At 67.6% G+C, this 19,963-nt stretch carries 20 protein-coding genes; 7 read left to right on the plus strand and 13 right to left on the minus strand.

What is annotated here, in order from left to right:
* Positions 1 to 24 precede the first annotated feature (24 nt).
* Positions 25 to 1,104: a selenide, water dikinase SelD gene (gene selD, locus HPA01S_RS05950; RefSeq protein ID WP_066267816.1), complete on the plus strand. Its 1,080-nt coding sequence runs from the start codon at positions 25 to 27 to the stop codon at positions 1,102 to 1,104.
* Positions 1,101 to 2,153 (plus strand): tRNA 2-selenouridine(34) synthase MnmH, encoded by a 1,053-nt coding sequence (gene mnmH / locus HPA01S_RS05955; RefSeq protein ID WP_066267818.1) that lies wholly within the window; start codon positions 1,101 to 1,103, stop codon positions 2,151 to 2,153. Before selD ends, mnmH begins: the two co-directional genes overlap by 4 nt.
* Positions 2,154 to 2,208: 55 nt before the next feature.
* Here the strand turns inward: mnmH and HPA01S_RS05960 are convergent, their stop codons facing one another.
* Genes HPA01S_RS05960 through HPA01S_RS05970 form a run of 3 tightly spaced genes read right to left on the minus strand, consistent with a single transcriptional unit; the run spans position 2,209 to position 4,574 of the window.
* Positions 2,209 to 3,009: an amino acid ABC transporter permease gene (locus HPA01S_RS05960; RefSeq protein WP_066267820.1), complete on the minus strand. Its 801-nt coding sequence runs from the start codon at positions 3,007 to 3,009 to the stop codon at positions 2,209 to 2,211.
* Positions 3,006 to 3,668: an amino acid ABC transporter permease gene (locus HPA01S_RS05965; RefSeq protein WP_066267822.1), complete on the minus strand. Its 663-nt coding sequence runs from the start codon at positions 3,666 to 3,668 to the stop codon at positions 3,006 to 3,008. The genes HPA01S_RS05960 and HPA01S_RS05965 overlap by 4 nt, the downstream gene beginning before the upstream one ends.
* Before the next feature lie 3 nt (positions 3,669 to 3,671).
* Positions 3,672 to 4,574, minus strand: coding sequence for a glutamate ABC transporter substrate-binding protein (locus HPA01S_RS05970; protein ID WP_066267826.1), 903 nt, complete (start codon positions 4,572 to 4,574; stop codon positions 3,672 to 3,674).
* 591 nt (positions 4,575 to 5,165) lie between these two features.
* On the opposite strand from HPA01S_RS05970, the gene HPA01S_RS05975 reads away from it, so the two are divergent.
* Positions 5,166 to 6,596: an SIR2 family protein gene (locus HPA01S_RS05975; RefSeq protein WP_066267828.1), complete on the plus strand. Its 1,431-nt coding sequence runs from the start codon at positions 5,166 to 5,168 to the stop codon at positions 6,594 to 6,596.
* A 264-nt stretch (positions 6,597 to 6,860) separates the two neighbouring features.
* Here the strand turns inward: HPA01S_RS05975 and HPA01S_RS05980 are convergent, their stop codons facing one another.
* The 7 genes from HPA01S_RS05980 to HPA01S_RS23320 form a co-directional block, all read right to left on the minus strand.
* Positions 6,861 to 7,223 (minus strand): SEL1-like repeat protein, encoded by a 363-nt coding sequence (locus HPA01S_RS05980; RefSeq protein ID WP_066267830.1) that lies wholly within the window; start codon positions 7,221 to 7,223, stop codon positions 6,861 to 6,863.
* A 91-nt stretch (positions 7,224 to 7,314) separates the two neighbouring features.
* On the minus strand, positions 7,315 to 8,244 hold the full coding sequence (locus HPA01S_RS05985) for a hypothetical protein (RefSeq protein ID WP_066267983.1): 930 nt from the start codon (positions 8,242 to 8,244) through the stop codon (positions 7,315 to 7,317).
* Positions 8,245 to 8,269: 25 nt separating this feature from the next.
* Positions 8,270 to 9,193: a patatin-like phospholipase family protein gene (locus HPA01S_RS05990; RefSeq protein ID WP_066267833.1), complete on the minus strand. Its 924-nt coding sequence runs from the start codon at positions 9,191 to 9,193 to the stop codon at positions 8,270 to 8,272.
* Complete coding sequence (locus tag HPA01S_RS05995) at positions 9,190 to 10,128, minus strand: alpha/beta hydrolase (protein WP_066267835.1); 939 nt, start codon at positions 10,126 to 10,128, stop codon at positions 9,190 to 9,192. Before HPA01S_RS05995 ends, HPA01S_RS05990 begins: the two co-directional genes overlap by 4 nt.
* A gap of 188 nt (positions 10,129 to 10,316) precedes the next feature.
* Complete coding sequence (locus tag HPA01S_RS06000; protein ID WP_066267837.1) at positions 10,317 to 12,098, minus strand: hybrid sensor histidine kinase/response regulator; 1,782 nt, start codon at positions 12,096 to 12,098, stop codon at positions 10,317 to 10,319.
* On the minus strand, positions 12,095 to 12,730 hold the full coding sequence (locus tag HPA01S_RS06005) for a response regulator transcription factor (RefSeq protein WP_066267839.1): 636 nt from the start codon (positions 12,728 to 12,730) through the stop codon (positions 12,095 to 12,097). Before HPA01S_RS06005 ends, HPA01S_RS06000 begins: the two co-directional genes overlap by 4 nt.
* 120 nt (positions 12,731 to 12,850) lie before the next feature.
* Entirely contained in the window at positions 12,851 to 13,684 is an 834-nt protein-coding gene (locus HPA01S_RS23320; protein WP_169801506.1) for a nuclear transport factor 2 family protein, read from the minus strand.
* 216 nt (positions 13,685 to 13,900) lie between these two features.
* On the opposite strand from HPA01S_RS23320, the gene HPA01S_RS23325 reads away from it, so the two are divergent.
* Positions 13,901 to 14,848, plus strand: coding sequence for a helix-turn-helix domain-containing protein (locus HPA01S_RS23325; RefSeq protein ID WP_066267841.1), 948 nt, complete (start codon positions 13,901 to 13,903; stop codon positions 14,846 to 14,848).
* A 90-nt stretch (positions 14,849 to 14,938) separates the two neighbouring features.
* A complete protein-coding gene (locus HPA01S_RS06020) occupies positions 14,939 to 15,142 on the plus strand; it encodes a putative motility protein (protein ID WP_066267843.1) in 204 nt (67 codons plus the stop codon).
* A gap of 18 nt (positions 15,143 to 15,160) precedes the next feature.
* Here HPA01S_RS06020 and HPA01S_RS06025 read toward each other — a convergent pair whose 3' ends face one another.
* A complete protein-coding gene (locus tag HPA01S_RS06025) occupies positions 15,161 to 16,057 on the minus strand; it encodes a LysR family transcriptional regulator (protein WP_066267845.1) in 897 nt (298 codons plus the stop codon).
* Positions 16,058 to 16,179: 122 nt separating this feature from the next.
* Between HPA01S_RS06025 and HPA01S_RS06030 the strand changes: the two genes are divergently transcribed.
* Positions 16,180 to 16,617 (plus strand): PACE efflux transporter, encoded by a 438-nt coding sequence (locus HPA01S_RS06030; protein WP_066267847.1) that lies wholly within the window; start codon positions 16,180 to 16,182, stop codon positions 16,615 to 16,617.
* Positions 16,618 to 16,667: 50 nt separating this feature from the next.
* On the plus strand, positions 16,668 to 17,054 hold the full coding sequence (locus HPA01S_RS06035; RefSeq protein WP_066267848.1) for a DUF1090 domain-containing protein: 387 nt from the start codon (positions 16,668 to 16,670) through the stop codon (positions 17,052 to 17,054).
* Positions 17,055 to 17,096: 42 nt separating this feature from the next.
* Here HPA01S_RS06035 and HPA01S_RS06040 read toward each other — a convergent pair whose 3' ends face one another.
* Positions 17,097 to 18,704: an MFS transporter gene (locus tag HPA01S_RS06040; RefSeq protein ID WP_066267849.1), complete on the minus strand. Its 1,608-nt coding sequence runs from the start codon at positions 18,702 to 18,704 to the stop codon at positions 17,097 to 17,099.
* A gap of 69 nt (positions 18,705 to 18,773) precedes the next feature.
* Positions 18,774 to 19,646: a DMT family transporter gene (locus HPA01S_RS06045; RefSeq protein WP_066267851.1), complete on the minus strand. Its 873-nt coding sequence runs from the start codon at positions 19,644 to 19,646 to the stop codon at positions 18,774 to 18,776.
* Positions 19,647 to 19,963 lie beyond the last annotated feature (317 nt).

Consider the following 19,963-nt stretch of genomic DNA (forward strand, 5'->3'; position numbering starts at 1 on the left):
CGCCTTGCATGGCGACAATGCGCCATGACCGCTTCATCCCCCCACACCTCCTCGCCCGCGGCACCACTGCGCCTCACCAGCTTTTCACACGGCGGCGGTTGCGGCTGCAAGATCGCGCCGGGTGTGCTGTCCAGCATCCTCCAGCACAGCGCCAACGGCATCATTCCGCCCGAGTTGCTGGTGGGCATCGAGACGTCGGACGACGCGGCGGTCTATCGGCTCAACGACGAGCAGGCGCTGGTGGCGACCACCGACTTTTTCATGCCCATCGTCGACGACCCCTACGACTTTGGCCGCATCGCCGCCACCAACGCGATCAGCGACGTCTATGCCATGGGAGGCAAGCCCATCATGGCGCTGGCCATCGTTGCCATGCCGGTCAACGCGCTGCCGGTGCAGGTGATCGGCGAGGTGCTGCGCGGCGGCCAGGACGTCTGCAAGCTCGCCGGGATTCCCATCGCCGGCGGCCACACCATCGACTCTGTCGAGCCCATCTACGGCCTCGTGGTGCTGGGGCTGGTGCACCCCGACCGCGTGCGGCGCAACCGCGATGCGCGCGCGGGCGACGTGCTGGTGCTGGGCAAGCCGCTGGGCGTGGGCGTGTTGTCTGCAGCCTTGAAGAAAGAACAGCTGGACGCCGCGGGCTACCAGCGCATGGTGGCCACCACCACCCAGCTCAACACGCCCGGCCCGGCGCTGGCCGCGCTTGACGGTGTGCACGGCCTGACCGACATCACCGGCTTCGGCCTGGCGGGCCACACGCTGGAACTCGCGCGCGGCGCGGGCCTGCGTGCCGTGATCGACTGGAGCACGGTGCCGCTGATCGAGGGTGTGCTGGATCTGGCCGCGCAGGGCTGCATCACCGGCGCCTCCGGGCGCAACTGGGCCGGCTATGGCACCGCCGTGCAACTCGACCCGGCGCTGCCGCCCCTGGCCCAGGCCCTGCTGTCCGATCCACAAACCAGTGGCGGCCTGCTGGTGAGCTGCGCGCCCGATGCGGTGGACGCGGTGCTGGCGCTGTTCCAGAACCAGGGCTTCGGTGGCGCGGCGGTGATCGGCCACCTGCAAGCCGACAGCACACCCGGCCTGACCATCCGGCCATGAAGGGACCGGTGCGGGTCACCGACCGGGCTGACTACGATGCGCTGATCGACGCGCGCTCGCCCGCCGAGTACGCCATCGACCACATCCCGGGCGCCATCAACTGCCCGGTGCTGGACAACGAAGAACGCCGCATCGTCGGCACGCTGTTCAAACAACAGGGCGCTTTCGAGGCGCGGCGGGTGGGCGGCGCCATGGTGGCCAGCAACCTGGCGCGCCACCTGCGCGAACAGTTCGCCGACAAGCCCGCCAGCTGGAAACCCCTGGTGTACTGCTGGCGCGGCGGCATGCGCTCCGGCTCCATGGTCACCTGGCTGCGCCTGGTGGGCTGGAACGCGCAGCAACTGGCCGGTGGCTACAAGAGCTGGCGCCGCCATGTGATCCAGCTGATCGACACCCTGGCGCCGCAGTTGCGCACCACCGTGCTCTGCGGCGCCACCGGCAGCGCCAAGACGCGCGTGCTGCACGCATTGGCCGCACAGGGCGAACAGGTGCTGGACCTCGAAGGCCTGGCCTGCCACAAGGGTTCGCTGCTGGGCGCCCTGCCCGACCGGCCGCAGCCTTCTCAGACCGCGTTCGAGACCGGCATTGCCGCGGTGCTGGAGCGTGTGGACCTGCAACGGCCGCTGTACGTGGAGGGCGAGAGCCGCCGCATCGGCCGCCTCAACGTGCCGGTCGACCTTGTCGAGCGCATGCGCGAGAGCCCGGTGGTGGAAGTGCAGGCCGGCTTCCCCGCGCGGCTGGACTACCTGCTGCGCGACTACGCCTACCTGGGCGACCGGCCCGACTGGCTGGCCGGCCAGCTGGCGCTGCTGAAGGAATTGCACGGCAAGGAAAGGACGGCCGCCTGGCAAGCCATGGCGCAGGCCGGCGACCTGCGCAGCCTCTTCGCCGAGCTGGCGCAGCGCCACTACGACCCCGCCTACGCCAAGTCGCAGCGCGCGCAATTCAACCAGTGGGCGCAACGCACGCCGGTGGCCACCGACGATCTGTCGGACGCCGGCATTGCCCGCGTGGCCCAGGCCATCGCGGCCTCGGCGGTGGGCCGCTAAGCACGGCCGCGCGCCAGCGTCGCCATCGCCATGAGCGCGCGGCCTGCGCCCGCGCTCAGTGCACCGGCCGGCCGAGGCGTTTGCTTGCCCTGGAGATCGCGTAGTTCACCAGGCAGTAGAGCAACGCCACCACCAGGTACACCGGCACCAGCGAGCTGTAGTTGGCGATGAGCACCTTGGCGTTCTGCATGAGTTCACCGTAGGTGACGACGTAGCCGAAGGTGGTGTCCTTCACCACGATGACCAGCTGCGCCACCAGCGCCGGAACGATGTAGCGCAGCGCCTGCGGAAAGACCACGGAGAAAAACACCTGGGCTTCGGTCAGCCCCAGGCTGCGCGCCGCATTCGTCTGGCCGCGGGGCACGGCGAGCACGCCGGCGCGGTACACCTCGGCCACCACGGCGGCGGTGGCCAGGCCGACGGGCAAGGTCAACATCCAGTAGGTGCTCAGCTTGATGCCGGCCGACGGCAGCACCAGGAAACACACATAGATCAGCAGCAGCGTCGGCGTGCCCCGCAGGAACTCGATGAGCGCGATGCTCGGCCAACGCACCAGCCTCGAACGCGCCATGCGCCCCACCATCAGCACCAGCCCGAGGCTGAGCGCGATGACGGCGGCCATCGCCGCCGACGCCAGCGTGCCGAGCAGGCCTTTGGCCAGGAAGGTCCATGTCGTCGACCAGGTGAAGAACTTCCAGTACCGGGCTTCGAGCTGCCCGGCGGAATGGAACTGGTACACGATGCCCGCGGCCAGCAGGAGCAGCACGGCCGCGGCGGCCACGCTCACCAGCCGCGTGAGGGTCTGCGCCTGCGGGCTTGGCACGCCAAACAGAATGTCTTCGAGAGAGCGGCTCATCGCAGTATCCGCACCTTCTTTTCCAGGGCGGCGCCCGCCCAGGCGATGAGCAGGCCGGTAGCAACGTACATCGCAGCCGCCACCGTAAACGCGGCCATGCCTGCGGCGGAGTCGGTGGCGATCTTGGACACGAGCGCAGTGAGCTCGCGGCCCGGAAACGGCACCTGCGACGCCAGCGAGGTCGACAACATCAGCGCGATGAGCAGCGAGGTCATCGGCTGCACCACCGCGCGCAGCGCCTGCGGCAACACCACCGCCGTGATGATGCGCATCGGCCGCATGCCCAGGCTGAGCGCGGCCTCGGCCTGGCCGCCGGGAACGGTGTTGATGCCCGAGCGCAGGTAGTCCGCCGTGAACGCGGAGCAGACCAGCGTCAAGGTCAGGATCACGGCGGGCTCGTAGTCGATCAGTACGTTGAGATCGGGCAGCGCAAACACGATGAAGATCAGCAGCGCCACGCTGGGAATGTTGCGGAAGATCTCGACGTAGACGGTCAGCACGAAACGCAGCGGCGGCAGCGGCAGGAGCCGCAACACCGTCACGACCATGCCCAGCACGAAGCCGGGCACGAACGACAACAACGTGAGCTTCCACGTCAACAAAAGGGCCTGCCCGAAGGCAGGCCCATGGTCGGCCAGAAGCCTGGCAACCTCACCCATCGTTCAGGGGATGGCGGGCGGCGCCGGCACGGCCGTGCTGCCGGTGCGTTGGCCGATGGAAATCGTCCACAGCTTGGCCCAGGTGCCGTCGGCTTCAATCTTCTTCAGGAACGCGTTGACGAAGGCCACGCCGTCCGAGCCCTTGGGCAGGCCGATGCCATAGGGGTCTTGCGCACCAAATGGCGCGCCCGCCAGCTTCGCGTCGCCGGTGCCCAGGCTCAGCGCGTTGAGCAGCAGCGTGTGGTCGGTCACGTAGGCCTCCACGCGGCCCTGGCGCAACCCGTCAAGGGCTTCCTGGTGCGTCTGGAACTCTTGCACGACCGCCTTGGGCGCGTACTGCGCCAGGATCGCCGGGCCCGTGGAGCCCGCCTGCGTGGCGACCCGCTTGCCAGCCAGATCGTTGTGCGACTGCACCGTCTTGTTGTTCGACTTGACCAGCACCCCGGCCTGCGAGGTGTAGTAAGGACCGGCGAACGAGATCTTCTCGGCGCGCGCGGGAGTGATGGAGTAGGTGGCGAACACCATGTCCACCTGGTCGTTGATGAGCACCTGCTCGCGCGTGGACGAACTCACCTGCGTGAACTGGATCTTGCCCCCTTCGCCCAGGATGTAGCGCGTGAGCAGCTGGGCCAGGCCGGCGTCGAAGCCGCGCATCTTGCCGTCCTTCTCGTTGAGCAGCGAGAACAGATTCGAGGTTTGCGTGCCACCGAGGCGCAGCGTGCCGGCCTGCTTGATCTTGCTGGCCCAGGTGCTCGACGCAATGGCCGCCGCATCGGCCACGGGGCCCTGCGCCACCAGTGCGTCAAACGCCGCTGCATTGATGGGCGTGCCCTGTGCAAAAAGCGACCCACCGGAGACGAGCGCCAGTGCCACCACGTTGAATTTGAGAATGGATTTGATCGACATGCGGTTCTGTTGAATGGTTTGCGATGCGAATCAATATATAGCAGTTGCGGTGTGCGTGGGCTGGGTGGGCGTTTGAGTAGCCGGTGCGAGTGCCCTACGTCTGCTTGAGGTTGCACTGACGCTGCGTGAAAGCGAGGGGACCGGCCTGGCTAGCAAAAGCAAGACCAGCCTCGACATCGCCATGCTGGGTAGGGGCCATCGCACTGTGCACAACCACTTGGAACGCATGTTCGAAAGCTGAAGGTAGCAACGCGGTCTTTGGGCAGCGATTGCAGTTGTTGCCGCAAGCTTGTGAGCAGGGAGTTGGATTGATCTGTGAATACGGGCCGAGGGTTGAACACAGTCCGGACGACCTGCACCGGTAACGTCTCGGCAGAAATAGCTGGCCATCACTTTTTAACGCCATCGACTGAATTCGATCACGAGTGGCTCGGCAGCTGCACGCTCCAATGCTGCTGACAGGGTACTATTGCCCCTCGCAAATGTGATTGGCGCCAACACACCGGCACTGGCAATTTGAGTCTGACCGTAGGCTGATTGCAAGTGAAGTCAGGCGGAAATACTGATTGACTGGCAACGAAAAAACCACCCATGCCGATCGACTACAAGCAGTACCAAAAAGAGGTCACCACTGATGTTGCGAAGGTCCTCGCCGATGCCGAATGTCAGCCCATATTATTTGTGGGATCCGGATTCTCGAAGCGGTACGCGAGTGGGCCGAGTTGGGAAGAACTACTGACGGCTCTGGCGAAGAAGTGCCCGCTGATCGACAAGGACTTTGCCTATTACAAGCAAACGTATCACGGCGACTTAAAGAAAATCGGCTCAATCTTCACTGACCTCTATCGAGAATGGGCATGGGGGAAGGGTAAAAACGATTTTCCGGAGGACTACTTTGACGCAAGTGCGCCTGCCGACATCTTCGTGAAGCACGCAATTGCTGATCTGCTCAAGGGTCTCGGTCCGAACGTCAAAGGCTCCTATGGCTCACCGGAACTAGATGCAGAGATAGAGGCCCTGCAGAACATCAGCGCGCACGCGATCATCACGACGAACTACGATGAAGTGATTGAGCCCCTGTTCCCTGAGTACGAGACAATCATCGGGCAGCAGATTATGAGGAAGGGTTACCTCGCGATCGGCGAAATCTTCAAAATCCACGGGTGCCGGACACTGCCACAGTCGCTTGTCGTCAATGAAGCCGACTACCAGCGCTTCGACGAGGATCAAAAATATCTAAGCGCAAAACTACTGACGTACTTCATTGAACACCCTCTCGTCTTCATTGGCTACCGCGCTGACGATCCGAACATCAAGGCAATCCTGTACGACGTGTATCGCATGGTACGCGCCACGACGACGGATGTTGTTCCAAACATATACCTTCTGCAGTGGGACGAAACAATCGACGAGTCGTCGAATCCGGCTCGCGAATACGTCATCTCGGTTGCGCCAGACATCAACATTCGGATAAAGAGCATCTCGGCAAACTCTTTCGAATGGGTGTTCAAGGCGTTCGGACAAGCGGGCAACTTGGAGAAGATCAACACAAAGCTCTTACGAGCACTGATGGCCCGTTCAGTCGAGCTGATCCGATCAGACATCCCGAAGAGGCACATTGAGATTAACTTCCAGCAGTTGGAGCACGCTGTTGAGTCGGGTGAGAGCTTCGCGAAGCTGTTCGGCGTCACGTCGCTAGCTGATCCCTCGAAGGTGAATCTCGACTACAAATACGCTGCTACGGGCGTCGGTCAACAGCTCGGCTACGACACTTGGCACGAGGTAAGGAAGATCATCAACCGCATTAAAGAGGAGAAGGGCTTCGACATCACCGCAACCGATAACAAGTACCACATCGCGCTGAAGCTCGGACACAAGTCGCCTCAATTGACCCACCGCTACACGGATGCGGCGGTTGATATCTTCCGAAAAGTAATCAATGGCGAACCCTATGAACTGGACACAGGCGCCGTTGATATCGACAAGGCTGCGCTTGCTGCAGCTGCGAAGATCGCTCCATAGGCTGGCAGGCGCGTTCTCGCAGAGGATGCGCAAGGCATGGCGCCTTCGTCCACGCCATCCCAGTCCTACAAACACACCTCTCGCCGACCGACCTTCGGCGCAGCCACCGCTCCCTACGATGGTGCTCACAACTCAAGGAGCAACTCATGAACACCATCATCTACATCGTGGGCCTGGTCGTCGTCATTGCCGTGCTGCTGAGCTTCTTCGGCCTGCGCTGATCACCGTGCCCGGGGTGTGCGGCGGTGAGCGCGCTGCGCATCATCAATCCGAGCCGTTCATCATCCCGAGCACAAACACCGCGTGCATGCGGCCGGCGCTGGCGGCTTGTTCCAGCAGGGTCGCGGCCCTTGACGGGTCGCCGCGCAGTTGTGTGCCATACACCGCCGACCCCAGCATGAGCATGTAGCCTGCGCGTTCGGCGGCTTCGGTGTCGCCCTGCGCGGCGAGCTGTTCGTACAGCATGAGCGAGCGCTCGTACTGGCCCTGGTGGTAGGCCTGGTGCGCGGCTTCGATAGGCGTGGGTTCGGCCCGGGCTGCGCCGGCGAAAGCCACACACAGAAACAGCGCCCCGCCGGCAATGTTGCGCGCGAGCGTGTGGCGATGAAGGTGGGTTGGATGGGGCATGGCGTTGTCCTCTGAAGATCTCTGGATGAATGTGGATGGATGAATGTGGATGGATGAATGAATGGCTTGTGCGTGAGCGCGGTTCAGGCCTTCAGTTCGTCAGCGGCAGCAGCGCAGCCTGGATGCGCTGTTGCTGCGCCGGTGTGGTCATGTCGATCAGCGTCTGGCGAAAGCGCGGCACCTGCATGCCGGAGACGATGTACTGCCAACGGTAGGCGTCCAGCACACCGGCCGCGATGCGTTCGGCCTCGGTGGTGGAGAAGGCCCTCGGGTTGCTGTGCGCGAAGTAGTGGGCGTCGGCGGTGGCCTGCTGCTGCAGGATGTGGTCGATCGCACCCACCAGCGCAATCAGGTCGTCCACCGCCGCGTCGCGTGCCCTGGGGGTGAGGCGCGCGTTTTCGCAGGCCCACTCCAGCTCGTCGAGGATGACGTGCTGCGACTCTTCCTGCCAGTGGTAGCGGAAGACGTCGCGGTAGAGCTCGGCGATGTCGGCCGAGGGTTCGATGCTCTGGCGGTAGTGCACCTGGGTGAACAGTTCGATGTGGCAGGTGAGCGCCAGCACCGCCCAGGTGGAGGCCTCCAGCACCTGCGACGCCACGGCGTTGGCGGTGGGCGCGAATGCGTAGCCCGGCGCCATGCCGTCGGCCGCCAGGCGCTCGATGCGGCGGAACAGCTCCTGGTGCTTGAGTTCTTCGTCGGAGAAACGCACCAGCGCCTCCAGCGCCACCTGGTCGCCAAACCAGTGGCGGCGGCTGCACGACAGCATCTGGATGCCGATGAAACGTTCAACCAGGCCGAACATGTTGGCGTAGGTGCGGCCCTGCACCTGGCTCAAGCGCACGCGCTCCGTTGGCGTGAGGAATTCGAGCCGGCCGATGCGGGACAGGCCTTCGGGCAGAAAAGGTTTGGACAGGTCGAGGCGGCGCGCGCGGATCACGTCGCGGTCGATGTCCCAGCGCACGCGGCGCGAGGCCGCAATGCATTGCGCGTAGCGCTCGGTGTTGACGGTGGTCAGGCTCATGCGGTTCAGCTCCATGGGGGTGCGGTCATTGAATGAAGGCCAGCGAGCCCGGCGCAAACGACGGTGCAGGTGGTGCAGGTGCTGCGGGCGTTTCAGATGCCGCCTCCAGCGCGGCCACGATGTCGGGCAGGTGTGTTTCGGCCGCGTGCCAGCCGGCCTCGAACAGCTCAGGCATGGCCGCGGTTTCCCACAGGCCAACGGGGCGCTTCAGGTGCAGCTCGATGTCGATCACCTTCTGCCCGGCGGCGCGTGCGGCGTGGGTGCGCGCCTGCATCAGGTTGTTGATCAGCGTGGTGCTGGTCTGCGCCACCAGGTGCGAGACGCGGCCGATGCGGCGCGGCATGCGGCCCAGGAAACCAAGCGAGAGCACCACCTGCGCGTCGGCCGCGGCGGCGATGGGCAGCGGGTCGGACAAGACACCGTCCACCAGCCTCCGCCCACCGATGTCCACACTCGGAAACAGGATGGGCACGGCCATGCTGGCGCGCAGCGCGTCCACCACGCTGCCCTGCGTGAGCACCACCGGCAAGCCGGTGCCGGCTTCGGTGGCGGCCACGCGCAGCGGCGTGGGCAGTTGCTCCAGCCGAGCATCACCAAACGCGGCGCGGATGCGTTGTGCGATCAGCCGGTCGTCGCGCAGCGCAAAGCCGGCACCGAAACCGGCCAGCTTCGGCGCCACCAGTTGCAGGTAGGCGCGCCAGCGGCGTTGCTCGGTGAGTTCGGCCGACCACAGGGTGGTGGCCAGGCGCAGCGCGCTGCGGTCGTGCCGGCCTTGTGCGACCTGGGCACCGAACAGCGCGCCCGAGCTGCAGCCCACCACGAGATCGGGCCGGATGCCTTCGCGCGCCAACCGCTCGGCGATGCCGAGCGCGGCAATGCTGCGCACGCCGCCGCTGCCGAGCACGAGGGCCAGCCGGTGGGGCCGCGTGCCCACGATATGGCTGTTCATACCGCCTCCTGATGGCCGAGGAAATTCACCACGCGGCGTATCACCGCCGGGTTGCGCACGAGGCGGTGGTGGCCGAGCCCGCGCGTGGCCTTGAGCTGTGCGGCCGGCATTGCAGCGGCCAACGCCAGGCCGTGCGCGAACGGAATCTCTGCGTCGTCTTCGTCGTGCACCAGCAGCGACGGCAGGTGCGCCTGGCGCGCCATCTCCACCACCGACATGCGGCTCAGGTCCAGGCGCCCGCTGTAGCGCTCTTCGAACAGATCGCGCACCCGCTGCTGCACCGCGGGCGTGAGGCCCACGTGCTGCGCGTACATCTCAAGAAACCAGTGGCAATGCTGGAAGGGGCTGAAGAGCACCAGGCGTGCGGTGTCCAGCCCCCAGTCGCGGGCGGCGAACAGCGCCATGGCGGCGCCAAAGGAATGGCCGATCACCGCGTGCAGCGGCCCGGCATGGCGCGCGGCAACGGCCACGCCATTGGCAAACCCCACCATGTCGGTGCGGCGGCCCGACGAGCGTCCGTGCGCGGGCGCATCGAGGGCCACGACGCGGAACCCGGCGGCCACCAGCGCCAGCGCCAGGCGGCCCATGTGCGTGGCGTTGCCGCCCCAGCCGTGCACCAGCAACACGGCCGGACCCTGGCCCCATTCGTAGACCACGATCTCACCCGTGCCGCACACCAGGCGGCGGCTGCGTGTCTGTTCCCGCAGGGCCACCGGCCACTTGCCGACGGGCGCGCGCGGCGGCGTGGCGAGTTGGCGGTAGGCCACACGCGCGGCCACGGCCGGTGCCCAGCGGCACAGCGCGGCGAAGGCGCGGCGCTGCCACGGCGTGCGCGGCGTTTCGGCAAAACGCCCCACGCGCAAACCGGGTTGCGGCAGCGGCAGGGTGGGCATGGTGTGGGGGGATTCGAGGGCGGTTGAGAACAGCAGTCTCATGGAGAGTCCTTGGGTGTTGCCACACACACCACGTGTGCAGCAGGGCACCCAATCTACCGACGCAGCGTGCGCGCAACCATGTGAAATTGGTCATGCCTGCGTGGCACTTCGGGGGCCGGAACCGGCCATCTTTCGAGGGGTTTTCAAGCGCCTCTTTTCGTGCGCTTCTCGTGCCCGTTCTTCGCGCTTCAAAGCGCCTGCAAGGCACTCAACAAGCGGGCGCTAGACACCGGCTTGATCAACAAGGGCAGGCCGTGCCGTGCCGCGGAGGCACGCAGCGCGGCGTGTGTCTCGCCGCTGATCAGCAGCACACGCAGGCCCAGCGTGCGCAGTTGCAGCGCCAGCTCCAAGCCCGAGGAGGCGTGCGGCAGGCGCTCGTCGCAGATCGCCGCATCGGCGAACGCCGCGTGTTCCAGCGCTTCCGCGGCGGTCTGCACCTGGCGCACCTGCAGGCCCCAGGCCAGCAACTGGTCTCGCGTGGCGCCGGCCACCAGGGCGTCGTCCTCCACCAGCAGCACCCGTTGGATCGCGAGCGTGGGCAAGGACCATGCCGGCGGCCCGGCCAGGGGCAACAAGGCGCCGGGCAACGACACCGGGTCTTGCGGCGCGTCGCTGCCGGCGTCGGGCGTGGCCGGCGGGCGCTCGGCCCGGGGCAGCGTCACCGTCATGCAGGTGCCCTGCCCCAGCGCCGAGCGCAGGGTGATGTCGCCATTCATCAGCCGCACCAGACGGCGTGCAATCGCCAGCCCCAGCCCCAGTCCCTGGCGTCGATCGCGCGCCTCGTTGTGCAGTTGCACGAACTCCTCGAACACGCGCGCCTGTGCCGCCGGCGCGATGCCCATGCCCGCATCGCGCAGCTGCAGCCGCCAGCGCGGGCCGTCGCTGCCACCAGCGTCACCATCACCCCGGCGCAAGGCCAGCAGCACGGTGCCGCCGCCGGGGGAGAACTTGATGGCGTTGTCCAGCAGGTTGGAGACCACGCGCCCGAGCATCAGGCCGTCGGCCAGCGCGAAAGCGTCGGGCCGCACCAGCGCCACGATGCGCACGCCCGCCGCCTCGGCCACCGCGCTGTGCTGGCGCACCAGGCTCCGCAGCAGCGGCGCGAGTTCGGTCGGCCGCAGCTCGGCCTGCACCACGCCCGAGTCCATGCGCGTCAGGTCCAGCACCTGCGAGAGCAGTTCGTCGAGCGCGCGCCACGACTGGTCGATGCCGTCGAGGGCGCGCAAGGCCGCGCGGTCCTGCGCGCGTTCGGCCAGGCGCTGCAAGGGCGCGAGGTAGAGGCCAATGGCGTGCACCGGCTGGCGCAGGTCGTGGCTCACCGCGGCGAAGAAGCGCGACTTGGCCAGGCCCAGCGCCGCCAGCGTGTTGGCCGCGGCCTCGGCGCGGCGGCGCTGCTCCACCTGGCGCAACACGCCGATCTCCTGCGTGCGGGACAGCACCACCATGGTCAACGTCATGAGCGCGCCGCCGGTGCCCATCATCGCCAGCAGCGGCGGGCCCTGCAGGCCGTCGGCGATCAGGCGCAGCGACGTGGGCAGCACCGCCAGGCACAGCGCCACGCTGGTGCGCACCACGTCGCCCGTGAGGCGCACCGCGATCAGCGTGGCGTTGCCGAGCAAGTAGCTCATCAGCACGGCGAGCATCGGCACGTTGCCCGGCACGTAGAGGAACCAGCAGGCGCTGCCCACGAAGGACATCAGCACCCACATGTAGCGGCGGTACACGCGCTGGCGGCGCCACTTGGGCAGGCTTCGAAACGCCGGGCGGTTGACGTGCCAGCCGCGCAGCAGGCCCATGCCGGCGATGACCGCGAACCACAGCACCGGCTGCTGCCACGGCAACGCGGTGGCGAACATGAAGACGCACAGCAGCTCGCAGGCGCGCAGCGCCCAGAGCGAGGCCACGGTGTGGGCGCTGTCCTCCGGGTCCGGGCGTTCGTCGGGCGCCGCGTGGATGGTGGCCTGGCTCACAGACGCTCGGCGTCGAGCTGCGCCGCCTGCGTGCGGTTGGACACCTGCAGCGCCTTGAAGATCTCGCTCATGTGGTTCTTCACCGTGCCTTCGCTGATGCCCAGCGTGCGCGCGATGAGCTTGTTGCTCATGCCCTGGCGCAGCAGCTGGCGCACCTCTTCCATGCGCGGCGTCAACACCACCTCGGGCCGCCGCGCCTGCGGCGCACGGTGCGCAAACGGCAGCTTGTGGCCGAGCAAGGCGGCGTGGATGGCGGCGCTGATCTGCACCGACGGCGCACTCTTGGGGACGAAGGCGTGCACGCTGGCGATGTCGAGCGTGCGCCGCACCACGTCGGGCGAGGTGAGGGCCGAAATCACCACCAGCGGCAGGCCCGGGTGCACGTGCGCCAGCTCGGCCAGGCGGGCGCCACGCTCCATGCCGGGCATGTTCAGATCCACCAGCGCGAGGCGCGCGCCGGGGTGGCGGCGCGCGGCGCGCATCAGCGCGTCACCGTCGTCCACCTCCAGGCAATGCACCTCGCCGAGCACGGCGGCCACGAGGCTGCGCATGCCGTCGCGCACCAGGGCGTGGTCGTCGGCAATGAGGACGGTGACCGCGGCGGTGGATGGGGCATCGCCCCACCCCGCCACAGAAGGAGAAGCATCAAGACACACACCCACATCTTCGGAGCGGGTGACCGGCCTGTCTTGGCAACCCGTGCGCGAATGATGTGCAATGCGCGCAGCGCGATCAACGGAGAGGCCATCCCCTCACGCCGGCGCGCGCTGTTCCGTGATGTGGGCCGACACACACAACCAGCGGCCGCCGGGCTGCCGGTGCCAGATGTCGGTGTAGCGAGCCACGCCCTGGCGCCCGTCCTTGAGCGTGTAGGCGTTCTCGGCGTGGATCAGCGCCACGTCGTGGAAGCACCGCACGCTCACCCGGCCCACCGGGAAAGACCGCATGTGCGTGGCGTAGGAGCCTTGCGCGAAGCGGGCCAGCGCCGCGGCACGGTCCGACAGCGTGCCGTCGTCCTGCACGGCGTTGTACTCGGGCGCAAAGTGCGCGGCGTACCAGGCCACGTCGGCCGCGCGGTAAGCCTGCACGTACTGCTCGTTCAGCGCCTGCAGCAGCAACAGCGTGGGGCCGACCGGGTCCTGTCCGGTCCAGGGTGCATGGGCCGGTGCCACGCCCGGCGGCGGCACGGTGGGCACGTCGTCTTGCACGGGCGTGTGCTGGCTGTTGACCAGGCGCCAGGCCGAGTCCCTTTGCAGGTACACATCGGTGCAGCGACATCGTGTGGGTGCACCGCCACCGCTTGGCGGCGTCTGCAACAGCGTGCCCTGCAGCAGCGCAACAGGCCCGTACCGCCGCACGCTGATGCCATTGCACGCCGCGCTGCGCAGCACCGGCGCGCACCGGAGCGCCAGGTAATCGGTGCGGTCCAGCCAGGCGCCGTCGCTGCCGGTGAAGCGGAAATCGGCGTCCACCAGCGCGTCGGTGAACGCCGCATCGGGTACCACCAGGGTTTGCAGCGCGCGCCGGTGCAGGGCCTGCAGCTCGGCAGGTGCCTCGTGCACGGACAGGGGCGATGGGCTGGGCATGCCGGCATCATGGTCTTGCGCGGGCGCGGTGTCTTCGCAGTGCGTGCGCCGTGCCTTGGCAAAGCGCGCAGCCTGCACACCTTGAGCCGGCGCCGGCCATCGCCACGCTGCGCCTGGGTGCATATTCACGCCCGCTTGTGGGCGGCTGCCGGAAATTTCATACTGTCGGGCGCGCAACATCCTGCGGGGTGTGCGCAGAACCCGGAGACAGACACCATGCTGATGCAATGGTCCACCGACAGCGTGCCCGCGGCGGTTCGCTTTGACGAATGGCACGCGGCGTGCTGCGAGCACGTGTACGCACTCACCCCACAACGCCAGGCACACCAACCCTTCCAGGGCAGCATTGCGCGGCACCAGCTCGGCGCGCTGGACGTGACCGACATCCGCTGCGACGGCCACGTGGTGCAGCGGCGCGAGCAGGACATCGCCGATGGCCCGGGCGACACCTATTACATCTACCTGCAGCGCGAGGGCCGCGTGTGGTTCGACCAGCGTGGCCGCCACTGCGTGGTTGAGGCGGGTGACATCGTCATTGCCGACCCCAATCTCGCGTTCAGCACCGGGGTCGAAGACCGCTTCGATTTCCGCCTCTGGCGCATCCAGCGCGAACGCCTGCGTCCGCTGCTCGCCCTGCCTTCGGGCGACCTGCCCATGCTGCGCATCGGCCGCGAGCAGGCCGAGCGCCACCTGATTGCGAGCTGGCTCGACAGCTTGCTGCACCACCATGACCACCTGACGCCACAGAACCTGGACATGGCCGTGGGCACGCTCTGTGCGCTGGTGGCCAGCAGTGCCGGCGCGGCACCCGAGTGGCGCGAGCACGGCCAGTTGGCGCGGCGCCGCGCCCTGCTGCTGCGGGTGCAACAGTGGGTGGAACAACACGCGGGCGACATGGGCCTGCGGCCACAGCAGGCGGCGGGCCAGTTCGGCTTGTCGCTGCGCACGCTGCACCAGCTGTTTGCGCTGTCGGACTGCAGCTTCCATGCCTTCCTCACGCGTGCCCGGCTGGCACGCGCGCACACGATGCTGTGCGACCCGGCCTCGCGCCACCTCGGCACGGCAGAGATCGGGTTTGCGGCCGGCTTCGGCGAGGTGTCCACCTTCTACCGGCGCTTCCGCGAGCGCTACGGCATGACACCCGGGGAATTGCGCGCCGGCTGAAGCGCGCGCGCCACTCTGGGCCGGCCATCAAGTTCGGCACTGCGTGGCCGATACACAAGGCATTCCTTTTTGCCAACCGAGACCAGCCCCATGGACGTTTCTCCCGCCGCACTCGTGCACGCCGTCGCCGCCATGAAGCACGACCAGGCCACCAGCGAAGTGCAGATCGAGGTGCTGAAGAAGGCCATGGACATCCAGTCTTCCAGCGCCATGGCCATGCTCAACGCGCTGCCGGCCCAGTTGCCACTGGCCAGCGGCGGTGCGCTCGGCACCCAGGTCAACACCCTGGTTTGAAGCGGCCGCGCGCCCGGCTCAGCCGGACTTGCGCGAAGCCTCGCGCATCAGCTCGATGAAGCGCTGCGCACCCAGCCCCATCGGGCGCTCGGTGTGCCACACCACGTCCACCCACACGCGCAGCTGGTTGCTCACGTTGCCGAAGCGGATTTCCATCAACGTGCCCGCCCCCACCAGCGGCTCGATCAGGCTGCGCGGCAGGTAGGCCCAGCCCAGGCCAGCCTGCACCAGGCTCAGCGTGGCGAGGTGGCTGTCGGTGCGCCAGATGTGGCGCGCCACCATCAGCCGCGGATCGCGCGCGCCCGGGTCGCGGCTCACCACCGCGATCTGGCGGATGTCGATCAGGTCGTTGAGCTGCATCTGCCCCTGGCGCGACTGCGCCGCCGGGTGGTCGGGGGAGATCACCGCCACCAGAATCTCCTGCCCAAGCTCCTGGAAGCCTTCGCGCTCGTCGGTACCGGGCCGCTCGAACACCAGCGCCAGTTGCGCCTCACCGGCGTGCAGCTGGCGCAGCGCGTCGGCCTGCGGCGCCGAGCGCACCTCGACGATCAGGGCCGGGTACTCCTCAGCCAGCACCGCCAGCGGCTGGCTCCAGGGGGCAGACAACAGTTCGGGCGCAATGGCAATGGTGAGCTTGTGCTCCAGCCCCTGGTGCAGGCCCTCGGCGTGTGCCTGCAGTTGGCGCAGCTGGCTGGCGATCTGGCGCGCCTGCGGCTCCAGCGCGCGCGCCACGTCGGTCGGCCGCGGCTCGCGCGCGCTGCGGTCGAACAGCGCCAGATCGAGCTCGGCCTCCAGGTTGGCAATCGTCATGCTGATGGCGGAAGGCACGCGGCCCAGTTGCCGCGCGGCGGCCGAAAACGAACCGCTGTCGAGCACCGCAAGAAACACCCGCACGTTGTCGCTGGAAAAGGCCATGGCGCCGAACTTATCAGAATTTCTGAAAGTATCTGACTTTTGTCGTCAGTCAGGCTGCCATACCATACCCCCTATCGTTCGGCGCCAATCCGGCCCCGGCCCCCGTTTCCTGGAGAAATGCCATGCAAGGCATCAAACGCAAAGTCGTCTACATCACCCTGTACGAAATCATCGCCATCAGCATGTCCACCATCGGCCTGGCCCTGTTGTCGGGCTCCGGCATGAGCCATGCCAGCGTGGCCGCCGTCGCGGCCTCGGCCATCGCCGTGGTCTGGAACCTGGTCTACAACACCTTGTTCGAGCGCTGGGAAGCGCGCCAGGCCAAGCGCGGCCGCAGCATCGCGCGCCGGGTGGCGCACGCCGTCGGTTTCGAAGGTGGCCTGGTCATCACCCTGGTGCCGCTGTTCGCCTGGTGGCTGGAGATCTCGCTCTGGCAGGCCTTCGTGCTGGACCTGGGCCTGATCGTGTTCTTCCTGGTCTACACCTTCGTCTTCAACCTGCTGTTCGACCGCATCTTCGGCCTGCCCAGCTCGGCCCAGCCGGCACCGCAAGGCGCCTGAAGCGCCAGCCATGGGCGGCCATCCCGCGCCTCCATAGAAGGAACCCGCTCATGAAAACCAGCACCCTGTTGTGTGTCTCGGCCTGGCTGGCGCTGTCCGCGCCCGCGGCTTTTGCGGCCACGCCGTCCCCGGCCTGCGAAGCCAAGCGCGCCCAGATCCAGGCCCAGCTGGCCGCAGCCACCGAGCGCGGCCGCCGCCAGGAAGTGGCGGGGCTGAAGAAGGCGCTGCGCGCCAACCAGGCCAACTGCAGCGACGCCGCACTGGAGAAAGAGCGCGAGGGCAAGATCCGCCAGGCGCAGAAGAAGGTGAACGAGCGCGAAGCCAGCCTGCGCGAAGCCGAGCAGAAGGGTGACGCCAAAAAACAGGCCTCGCGCCAGGCCAAGCTGGACGAAGCCCGCCGCGAGCTGGCCGACGCGGAACAACCGCTTCCGCGCTGAAGCGGCAGCGCCCGCCAGCGGCGCCATCACCGCCACCGCACTTCAGCCCGGCGGCTCGGGCTTGGCGGTGCTCTCCATCAGAAAACGCGTGACCCGCGGCGGCTCCTCGCTCACATGGAAGGTGAGCTTGCGGTCGCGCAGGGCGACGTCGGCCGCGGTCACGCGGTCAAAGCGCCGCAGGTGGTCGGTCCAGGACTCGTCGACGATGGCTTCGATGAACCGCGCCGGGTCGTTGATGTCGTGCAGCAGTTCCCACGACAGCGCGCCGTGGCGCAGCCGCCCGCGCCGGCTCTCGTTGATCATCAGGGCACGAAACTCGGGCGCGCGCGCCGGGTCGATGCGGTACTCCACGTGCACCACCACCTGGCCACTCTTGGGCGGCTGCTCGGCCGAGGGCACGGTGAAGACGCGCTTGGGCGTGATGTCGTCCTCCACCCCGGCGTCGGGCATGTAGCGGTTGACCAGCCACATCGCCAGCAGGCCGCTGACCGAGGCGATGCCCAGGCTCACCGGCACGCTGCTCCAGGTGGCGATCTGGCCCCAGATGGCGGCACCGATGGCGCTCGCGCCCATGATGGCCATCTGGTAGATCGACATGCCACGCGCGCGCACCCAGTCGGGCAGGCCCATCTGGATCGACACGCTGAGCGTGTTGGCGGTGGTGATCCAGGCCGCGCCGCCGATGAACATGGCGGGCACCGCGATCCAGAGCTGGTCGGTCAGCGCCATCACAGCCATCGAGGCGGCCTGCAAGGCGGCACCACGCATCACCAGCGCGTCGCGCACATAGCGGCGGCGCAGGCGCGGCAACACGGCGGTGGAGGCGATGGCGCCCGCGCCCATGGAGGCCAGCAGCACGGTGAAGGAACCCGCTCCACCGCCCTGCATGCCACGCGCCAGCAACGCCAGCAAGGCCATCAGCGCGGTTGAGTGGAAGAAGAAGATCGAGATGCGCAGCAGCACGCCGCGCAGCAGGTAGGACTGCGTCACGTACAGCCAGCCCACGCGCATGGCCGAGCCCAGGCGCTCGCGGCCCAGCGGGTTGGGAATGTGTTCGCGTTTCCAGCGGCTGATGATGACAGCGGCCACCACCGACAGCACCGCGTTGAGCAGAAACACCCAGGCACTGCCGGCGCTGGCGATCAGCGCGCCGGCCACCAGCGGACCGATGATGCGCGAAGCGTTCATCGACACGCCGTTGAGCGCCAGCGCCGAGGGCAGTTGCGTGCGCGGCACCAGCTCGGGCACGATGGCCGAGAACACCGGCCAGCGCATCGCCAGCCCGACACCGTTGGCAAAGGTCAGCGCCAGCAGCAGGGGCGGCGTCATCACGCCGAGGAAGATGATGGCGCTCAGCAGCATGGCCACCAGCGCCACCCAGAGCTGCGTGAGCAGGAAATAACGCTTGCGGTCCACGTTGTCGGCCAGCGCGCCACTCGGCAAACCGAGCAACAGCACCGGCAGCGTGGAGGCGGTCTGCACCAGCGCGACCCAGATGGGCGTGGTGGTGAGCGAGGTCATCATCCAGGCCGCCGCCACGTCGTTCATCCACATGCAGACGTTGGCCACGAGCCAGGTGATCCACAACATGCGGAACACCGGTCGGCGCAAGGGGGCGATGGGAGAAAGGCTGTCGTCGTCTGCGGTCATCACGGCACTGTAACGGGTGGCCCGGGCGGCCCGCTGCCGAGGCCGCCATGGCCGACGCTGCCCCGCTGCTCAGCGCCCCAGGACGGCATCGATGCGGCGGCGCACGGCCGGGCGCATCAGCCCGCTGATCACCACCAGCAACATCACACCACCGAGCGCGGCCGACGGGCTGGGGGTTTCGTCGAAGAACAGGTAACCCAGCAGGTGGCCCAGCGGCAGCGTGACGTAACGCGCCGACGCGGCGGTGCTGGCCGGGATGCGCTTCAAACCGGCAACCCACAGCAGACCGAACGCGCTGCCCAGCACGGCGGCCGTGGCGAGCAGCAACAGGTCTGGCGCCGACACCTGGAGCAGTTCGCGGCCCGCCATCGGTGCGCCGATGAGCGTGCTGCACACCGCGAGCCAGAAGGCCAGCGCCAGCGGCGAGTGCCCTTGCGCCAGCCGCCGGGTGATGACGGTGGCCAGGCCAAAGCTGGCGGCACCGAGCACGGCGATGCCGGCGTCAACGTCGAACCAGGCCCAGGCCAGCGCGCCGTGTTGCCGCGTGCCCAGCAGCACCGTGGCCACGCCCAGAAAACCGAGCACGCTCACCAGCCAGTCGGCGCGCGTCACCCGCTCCTGCTTCAGCACACCGGCAAACAGGGTGGTGAACACCGGCTCGGCAAAAAACACCGTGCTCACCACCGCCAGCGGCAGGTTCTGCAGGGCGTGGAAAAGGCAGAACACGCCGAAGCCGTTGAGCAGGCTGCGGCAGAGGTGCACCTTGTCGCACGGCCGCCAGTCGCCGGGCCGGAAACGCCAGACCACGACCGGGCAGAGGAACAGCACTGCGATGGCCCAGCGCCAGGTGACGAGGGTCCAGGTAGGAACGTCGGGCGAGACCATCTTGATGGCCACGTCCATGAAGGCACTGGCCAGCATGGCCGAATAGATGAAATGCATGGGAGTTTGGGAAGGTCGGGCGTGCGCTGAGGAAGCCCCTGGCGGCCGGCGGCACGCATCGCGGCACTGCAGAGAGGCCAGATCATCGGCACGGCAGGCCCGCCCGAACACCCACCCAAGGCAGGGCATGGCGCTGTGAAAAATTCACCCGCCGCGGCCCACGTTTGCCCTGCCTTGGGTGGGTACCCAAAGCCCCGTGCGGCGCCGAGACTGGTGCCTGCTGCCTGGCCAGGGCACCGCCCAGCGCCAGCGATGCCGGCACGGCAAGCGCAGCAACCCACCCCTACCCACCTCCCACTACCGCACCGTCAAGGAGT

The sequence above is a fragment of the Hydrogenophaga palleronii NBRC 102513 genome, assembly GCF_001571225.1.
Taxonomy (GTDB): Bacteria; Pseudomonadota; Gammaproteobacteria; order Burkholderiales; family Burkholderiaceae_C; genus Hydrogenophaga; species Hydrogenophaga palleronii.

Excerpts from the sequence above, each read along its gene's own strand:
- selD (WP_066267816.1), top strand. The coding sequence starts at position 25 with ATGACCGCTTCATCCCCCCACACCTCCTCGCCCGCGGCACCACTGCGC.
- mnmH (WP_066267818.1), top strand. The coding sequence starts at position 1,101 with ATGAAGGGACCGGTGCGGGTCACCGACCGGGCTGACTACGATGCGCTG.
- HPA01S_RS05960 (WP_066267820.1), bottom strand. The coding sequence starts at position 3,009 with ATGAGCCGCTCTCTCGAAGACATTCTGTTTGGCGTGCCAAGCCCGCAG.
- HPA01S_RS05965 (WP_066267822.1), bottom strand. The coding sequence starts at position 3,668 with ATGGGTGAGGTTGCCAGGCTTCTGGCCGACCATGGGCCTGCCTTCGGG.
- HPA01S_RS05970 (WP_066267826.1), bottom strand. The coding sequence starts at position 4,574 with ATGTCGATCAAATCCATTCTCAAATTCAACGTGGTGGCACTGGCGCTC.
- HPA01S_RS05975 (WP_066267828.1), top strand. The coding sequence starts at position 5,166 with ATGCCGATCGACTACAAGCAGTACCAAAAAGAGGTCACCACTGATGTT.
- HPA01S_RS05980 (WP_066267830.1), bottom strand. The coding sequence starts at position 7,223 with ATGCCCCATCCAACCCACCTTCATCGCCACACGCTCGCGCGCAACATT.
- HPA01S_RS05985 (WP_066267983.1), bottom strand. The coding sequence starts at position 8,244 with ATGAGCCTGACCACCGTCAACACCGAGCGCTACGCGCAATGCATTGCG.
- HPA01S_RS05990 (WP_066267833.1), bottom strand. The coding sequence starts at position 9,193 with ATGAACAGCCATATCGTGGGCACGCGGCCCCACCGGCTGGCCCTCGTG.
- HPA01S_RS05995 (WP_066267835.1), bottom strand. The coding sequence starts at position 10,128 with ATGAGACTGCTGTTCTCAACCGCCCTCGAATCCCCCCACACCATGCCC.
- HPA01S_RS23320 (WP_169801506.1), bottom strand. The coding sequence starts at position 13,684 with ATGCCCAGCCCATCGCCCCTGTCCGTGCACGAGGCACCTGCCGAGCTG.
- HPA01S_RS23325 (WP_066267841.1), top strand. The coding sequence starts at position 13,901 with ATGCTGATGCAATGGTCCACCGACAGCGTGCCCGCGGCGGTTCGCTTT.
- HPA01S_RS06020 (WP_066267843.1), top strand. The coding sequence starts at position 14,939 with ATGGACGTTTCTCCCGCCGCACTCGTGCACGCCGTCGCCGCCATGAAG.
- HPA01S_RS06025 (WP_066267845.1), bottom strand. The coding sequence starts at position 16,057 with ATGGCCTTTTCCAGCGACAACGTGCGGGTGTTTCTTGCGGTGCTCGAC.
- HPA01S_RS06030 (WP_066267847.1), top strand. The coding sequence starts at position 16,180 with ATGCAAGGCATCAAACGCAAAGTCGTCTACATCACCCTGTACGAAATC.
- HPA01S_RS06035 (WP_066267848.1), top strand. The coding sequence starts at position 16,668 with ATGAAAACCAGCACCCTGTTGTGTGTCTCGGCCTGGCTGGCGCTGTCC.
- HPA01S_RS06040 (WP_066267849.1), bottom strand. The coding sequence starts at position 18,704 with ATGACCGCAGACGACGACAGCCTTTCTCCCATCGCCCCCTTGCGCCGA.
- HPA01S_RS06045 (WP_066267851.1), bottom strand. The coding sequence starts at position 19,646 with ATGCATTTCATCTATTCGGCCATGCTGGCCAGTGCCTTCATGGACGTG.